5 protein-coding genes are annotated in these 6,217 nt (G+C 71.1%); all 5 read left to right on the top strand.

What is annotated here, in order from left to right; all coding sequences use genetic code 11:
* The first annotated feature begins 247 nt into the window (after positions 1 to 247).
* The 5 genes from MKK64_RS15470 (at position 248) to MKK64_RS15450 (ending at position 6,214) form a co-directional block, all read left to right on the top strand.
* On the top strand, positions 248 to 1,012 hold the full coding sequence (locus MKK64_RS15470) for an HpcH/HpaI aldolase family protein (protein WP_147729409.1): 765 nt from the start codon (positions 248 to 250) through the stop codon (positions 1,010 to 1,012).
* A gap of 62 nt (positions 1,013 to 1,074) precedes the next feature.
* Positions 1,075 to 1,959 carry a 2-hydroxy-3-oxopropionate reductase gene (locus tag MKK64_RS15465; RefSeq protein WP_243935780.1) on the top strand — a complete coding sequence of 295 codons (885 nt, stop codon included), beginning with the start codon at positions 1,075 to 1,077 and terminating at the stop codon, positions 1,957 to 1,959.
* Between the two features lie 147 nt (positions 1,960 to 2,106).
* Positions 2,107 to 3,486 (top strand): MFS transporter, encoded by a 1,380-nt coding sequence (locus MKK64_RS15460; RefSeq protein ID WP_243935778.1) that lies wholly within the window; start codon positions 2,107 to 2,109, stop codon positions 3,484 to 3,486.
* 28 nt (positions 3,487 to 3,514) lie between these two features.
* Positions 3,515 to 5,098 carry a galactarate dehydratase gene (gene garD / locus MKK64_RS15455; RefSeq protein ID WP_243935776.1) on the top strand — a complete coding sequence of 528 codons (1,584 nt, stop codon included), beginning with the start codon at positions 3,515 to 3,517 and terminating at the stop codon, positions 5,096 to 5,098.
* A 105-nt stretch (positions 5,099 to 5,203) separates the two neighbouring features.
* Entirely contained in the window at positions 5,204 to 6,214 is a 1,011-nt protein-coding gene (locus MKK64_RS15450) for an SMP-30/gluconolactonase/LRE family protein (protein ID WP_243935774.1), read from the top strand.
* The last annotated feature ends 3 nt before the right edge of the window (positions 6,215 to 6,217 follow it).

Raw genomic sequence — 6,217 nt, 5'->3', positions numbered from 1 at the left:
CCTTCGACAACAAGCGCCCGTGCCTCGTGCGCTGAGGGCGACGGACGCTTCAGATCCCTCCCCCTCTGCGGGGAAGGGTGGCCCCTGCGTCGGCAGGGGTCGGGAGAGGGGAGCGCCGTATCCGGCACCGGCGCTCCCCTCTCCCGACCCGCTTCGCGGGCCACCCTCTCCCGCAGAGGGGAGAGGGAGGCGCGTGATCCGGACGACGCTCGACCTCTCAGATCGATTCCACGAAGGAGCACATCCGATGGACATCCTCTCCAACCGCTTCAAGGCGGCGCTCGGCCAGGGCCGGCAGCAGATCGGCCTGTGGTGCAGCCTCGCCAGCCCGATCTCCACCGAGGTCGTAGCCGGCTCCGGCTTCGACTGGCTGCTCCTCGACATGGAGCATTCGGCCAACGACCTGCGGGACGTCTACAGTCAGGTCCAGGCGATGATGGAGAGCCCGGCCCACGCCATGGTGCGGGTGCCGAGCGACGAGGCGATCACCATCAAGCGCATCCTCGACACCGGGGTGCAGTCGCTGATGATCCCCAACATCGACGACGCCGACCAGGCCCGCCGCGCGGTGGCCGCGACCCGCTACGCCCCGCGCGGCGTGCGCGGCTTCTCGCAGGCGCCGCGCGCCGCCCGCTTCGGCCGCATCCCCGACTACCACGCCCGCTGCGAGGCCGAGATCTTCGTGGCCGTGCAGATCGAGTCGCGGCGGGCGCTCGACAACCTCGACGAGATCGCCGGCGTGGAGGGCGTCGACGGCGTCTTCGTCGGCCCCGGCGACCTCTCGACCAGCCTCGGCTACCTCGGGCAGCAGAACCATCCGGACGTGGTGGCGATCATCGAGGAGACCGTGGCCCGCATCGGGAAGGCCGGGAAGCATGCCGGCATCCTCACCGCCAACGAGGAACTGGCCCACCGCTACATCGCCGCCGGCACCCGCTTCACCGCGGTCGGCTCCGACATGGGCCTGCTCGCGCGGCAGTCCGAGGCGCTCGCCGCCCGCTTCAGGGGCTGAGCCAGGATCGACCCTCCCCCTCCGCGGGGGAGGGCGGATGCGCCATTCCGGGAGACACCACCATGAACATCGGATTCATCGGCCTCGGCATCATGGGCGCGCCCATGGCCGGGCACCTGATCGCCGCCGGGCACAGCCTGTTCCTGAAGAGCCGCCGGGCGGTGCCCGAGGCCCTGGTCGCCGCCGGCGGCACGCCCTGCGCCACCGCCGCCGAGGTCGCCGAGCGCGCCGACGTCGTCATCCTGATGCTGCCGGACACCCCCGACGTCGAGACGGTGCTGTTCGGCGCGGACGGCGTCGCGGCGGGCCTGAGGCCCGGCACGACCGTGATCGACATGAGCTCGATCTCGCCGATCGCGACGAAGGACTTCGCCGCCCGCATCAGGGAGCGCGGCGGCGCCTATCTCGACGCGCCGGTCTCCGGCGGCGAGGTCGGGGCGAAGAACGCCGCCCTCTCGATCATGGTCGGCGGCGACGAGGCCGATTTCGGGCGCGCACAACCGCTGTTCGCGGCCATGGGGAAGACCGTGACCCATGTCGGCCCGGTCGGATCGGGCCAGGTGGCGAAGGTCGCCAACCAGATCATCGTCGCGCTCACCATCGAGGCGGTGGCCGAGGGCCTGCTGTTCGCCTCGAAGGCCGGCGCCGACCCGGCCAAGGTCCGCGAGGCGATCACCGGGGGCCTGGCCACCTCGCGCATCCTCGAGCTGCACGGCAAGCGCATGATCGACCGCACCTTCGATCCGGGCTTCCGCATCGGGCTGCACCAGAAGGACCTGAACCTGGCGCTGGAGGGCGCCCGGGCGCTCGGGCTCAGCCTGCCGGCCACGGCGCTGGCGCAGCAGCTGTTCTCGGCCTGCGTCGCCAACGGCGGGGCGGCCTGGGACCATTCGGCGATGGTCCGCGCGCTGGAGATCATGGCGAACCACGAGGTCGGCGCCGCTTGACCCAGGCTCGATCGATCGATGCCGCGATGGTATCGATCGATCCATCGTTTGGATTGGAAGGTATCGACCGGGCGGACTAATCTGGAAACCTCAAGGAAACCGACCGCGACGGGCACGCATCCGTCGGGCGATCCCGAGGAGGAAACCATGTCGCTGGCGATTCCGGTGCAGAGCGCGACGCGCATGCGCGTGCGCTACCTGATCCTCCTCGTGCTGTTCGCGGTCACGGTGCTGAACTACGCCGACCGCGCGATCATCTCGATCGCGGGCGTGCCGATCGCGCAGGAATTCGGCATCACGCCCGTGCAGATGGGCTACATCCTCTCCGCCTTCAGCTGGTCCTACGTCGCGGCCCAGCTGCCCGGCGGCTGGCTGCTCGACCGCTACGGCACCAAGTGGATCTATGCCGGCGGCGTGTTCTTCTGGTCGTTCTTCACCTTCGTCCAGGGCTGGGCCGGCTTCCTCGGCGCGGGCTCCGCGGTGGCGGTGTTCTTCCTGATGCGGATGCTGGTGGGCATCGCCGAGGCGCCGTCCTTCCCCGGCAACGCCCGCCTCGTCACCGCCTGGTTCCCGGCGGCCGAGCGCGGCAAGGCCTCGGCCGTGTTCAACGCGGCCCAATACTTCGCGCCGGTGCTGTTCGCGCCGCTCACCGCCTGGGTGACCCAGAGCTTCGGCTGGCGCTACGCGTTCTTCAGCATGGGCCTGATCGGCCTGGCGATGGTGCTGCTCTGGGTCTGGCTGATCCACGACCCCAAGGACCATCCGAGCGTCACCTCGGGCGAGCTCGACGAGATCGCCCGGGGCGGCGCGCTGGTGCAGGTCGGCGCCGCGCCGTCGGGCGCGACCATGTCGACAGCGCGCGACGCGAAGCCGGTGCGGGCGGGCGCCGCCCCCGCCGCCGGCACCTGGGGAACGATCAAGCAGCTCCTCGGCAACCGGATGCTGCTCGGCATCTACGTGGCGCAGCACTGCATCAACGCGATGACCTACTTCTTCCTGACGTGGTTTCCGATCTACCTCGTCAAGCAGCGCGGCATGTCCGTGCTCCAGGCCGGCTTCACCGCCTCGCTCCCGGCCTTGTGCGGCTTCGTCGGCGGCATCCTCGGCGGCGTGATCTCCGACGCGCTCCTGCGCCGGACCGGCTCGCTCAACATCGCCCGCAAGCTGCCGATCATCGCCGGCATGCTGCTGTCGATGGTGATCATCGCCTGCAACTACGTCGACTCGCATGCCCTGGTGATCGGCCTGATGGCGGCGGCCTTCTTCGGCAAGGGCCTCGGGGCGCTCGGCTGGGCGGTGGTGTCCGACACCTCGCCCAAGGAGGCGGCGGGCCTGAGCGGCGCGCTGTTCAACATGTTCGGCAACACCGCCGGCATCACCACGCCGATCATCATCGGCTATCTCGTCCAGTCCTCGGGCTCGTTCGACACGGCGTTGGTCTTCGTCGGGATCAACGCGCTCGTGGCGATGAGCGCCTATCTCCTCCTCGTCGGCGACATCCGGCGGGTGGAGCTGCGCCGCGCCTGACCGACCGCCGACCGCCAGGGAGCATGCGATGCCAGACGCCGTGATCGAAGCCCCGCCGGTGCCGCCGGCCGGGCCCGCCCTGGGCGACGCCCCCCGCACCATCCGCCTGCACGCGAGCGACAACGTCGCCATCGTCGTCAACGCCTTCGGGCTGCCGGCCGGCACGGTGTTCCCGGACGGGCTGACCCTCGTCGAGTTCGTGCCGCAGGGCCACAAGGTGGCGCTCGCCGCGATCCCCGAGGGCGGCGAGGTCCGGCGCTACGGCGAGGTCGTCGGCATCGCGACGCAGGATATCCCGCGCGGCGCCTGGGTCGAGGAATCGCGCGTGGCCACCCCGACCGCCCCCGCCCTCGACGCGCTGGAGATGGCGACCCGCGTGCCGGCGCCCCTGCCGCCGCTGACCGGCTGCACCTTCGAGGGGTTCCGCAACCCGGACGGCTCGGTCGGCACCAAGAATATCCTCGCGATCTCGATCAGCGTGCAATGCGTCGCCGGCACCCTCGACGTGGCGATCCGGCGGATCAAGGCGGAGCTGCTGCCGCGCTTCCCCAACGTCGACGACGTGGTCGGGCTGACCCACGCCTACGGCTGCGGCGTCGCGATCAACGCGCCGCAGGCGGTGATCCCGATCCGCACCCTCCAGAGCCTCGCCCGCAACCCGAATTTCGGCGGCGAGGTGATGGTGGTGGGCCTCGGCTGCGAGAAGCTCGTCTCCGAGCGCCTGCTGCCGGACGGCGACGACGCGCAGGACGGCGGCGTCGTGCGGATGCAGGACGAGCGCCACCAGGGCTTTTCCATGATGCTCGACAGCATCATGGCGATGGCCGAGGCGCGGCTCGCGATCCTGAACCGGCGCCGGCGCGAGACCTGCCCGGCCTCCGACCTCGTGGTCGGCCTGCAATGCGGCGGCAGCGACGCGTTCTCCGGCGTCACCGCCAACCCGGCGCTCGGGTACTGCGCCGACCTGATCGTCGCCGCCGGCGGCACGGTCCTGTTCTCGGAGGTCACCGAGGTCCGCGACGCGATCCACCTGCTGACGCCGCGCGCAAAGACGCCGGCGGTGGCCGAGGCTTTGGTGCGCGAGATGGCGTGGTACGACGACTACCTCGCCAAGGGCGAGGCCGACCGGCGCGCCAACCCGTCCCCCGGCAACAAGAAGGGCGGGCTGAACAACATCGTCGAGAAGGCGCTCGGGTCGGTCGCCAAATCCGGCACCTCGGCGATCTCCGGCGTGCTCGCCCCGGGCGAGCGGGTCCGCGAGAAGGGCCTGATCTTCGCGGCGACGCCGGCGAGCGACTTCGTCTGCGGCACGCTGCAGCTCGCCTCCGGGATCACCCTCCAGGTGTTCTCGACGGGCCGCGGCACGCCCTACGGCCTCGCGCAATGCCCCGTGATCAAGGTCGCGACCCGCACCGAGCTCAGCCAGCGCTGGTCCGACTTGATCGACCTCGACGCCGGCCGCATCGCCACCGGCCACGCGACGATCGAGGAGGTCGGCCGCGAGCTGTTCCAGCTCATCCTCGACGTCGCGAGCGGGCGCAAGACGCCGTGGTCCGACCGCTGGGGCCTGTTCAACGACCTGACGCTGTTCAACCCGGCGCCGATCACCTGAGGGTTCCGACGCCACGGAAGGAGCGGACACGCCGCACGCCATGCGCCGTGCCCGCCGGGGACCGAGCGACGGACAGGCCGGGACGACACCGGCCGGGAGGACACGATGGGCGCACTCGATCGCCGGACCCTGCTGGCGCTGGCGGGCGCCGCCGCCACGACGGCGTGGGCCGGGCCTGCGCAGGCCGCCTTCGAGCCGTCCGAGCGCCTGCCCGACCCGGCGATCGAGATCCTCGACCCGTCGTTCGCCCGGTACCGGATCTTCTCGGCGACGGTGGAGCGGATCGCCACGGGCTTTCGTTGGGCGGAAGGGCCGGTCTGGCTCGGCGACATGCGCTGCCTGCTGTTCAGCGACGTGGTCAATGACGCGATCATGCGGTGGGACGAGGCGACGGGCACGACGAGCGTGTTCCGCAAGCCCTCGAACTACGCCAACGGCAACGCCCGCGACCGCCAGGGCCGCCTCGTCACCTGCGAGCACAAATCCCGCCGGGTGACCCGCACCGAGCACGACGGCACGATCACCACCCTGTTCAGCGGGTTCGACGGCAAGCCCGCCAACGCCCCGAACGACGTCGTCTGCCGCTCCGACGGCGCGATCTGGTTCACCGACCCGGCCTTCGGCCCCAACCCCTACGAGGCAATGGCCCAGCCGGAACGGCCGGGCCAGGTCTTCCGCCTCGATCCGCGGACCGGCGAGGCGAGGGTCGTCGTCGCCGACATCGCGGGCCCGAACGGGCTGTGCTTCTCGCCCGACGAGACCAAGCTCTACGTCATCGAATCCCGCGCCCAGCCGAACCGGGTGATCCGGGTCTACGACGTGGTCGGGGACGGCAGCGCGCTCGCCGACGGCCGGGTGCTGTTCGATTGCGGCAGGGGCACCGCGGACGGGTTCCGGGCGGATGCCGACGGCAACCTCTGGTGCGGCTGGGGCATGGGCGCCGATCTCGACGGCGTCCTGGTGATCTCGCCCGAGGGCAGGGCGATCGGCCGGATCCGCCTGCCGGAGCGCTGCGCCAACCTGTGCTTCGGCGGCGCCGACGGCAACCGCCTGTTCATGGCCTCGACCAAGTCGATCTACGCGCTCTCCGTCAACACCCGGGGTGCGGTGCGGTAGGGC

Origin of the sequence: Methylobacterium sp. E-025 (assembly GCF_022829705.1) — a bacterium.
GTDB lineage: Bacteria > Pseudomonadota > Alphaproteobacteria > Rhizobiales > Beijerinckiaceae > Methylobacterium.
The sequence above is the reverse complement of the archived record's forward strand: the minus strand, read 5'-3'. Positions and strand labels throughout refer to the sequence as shown.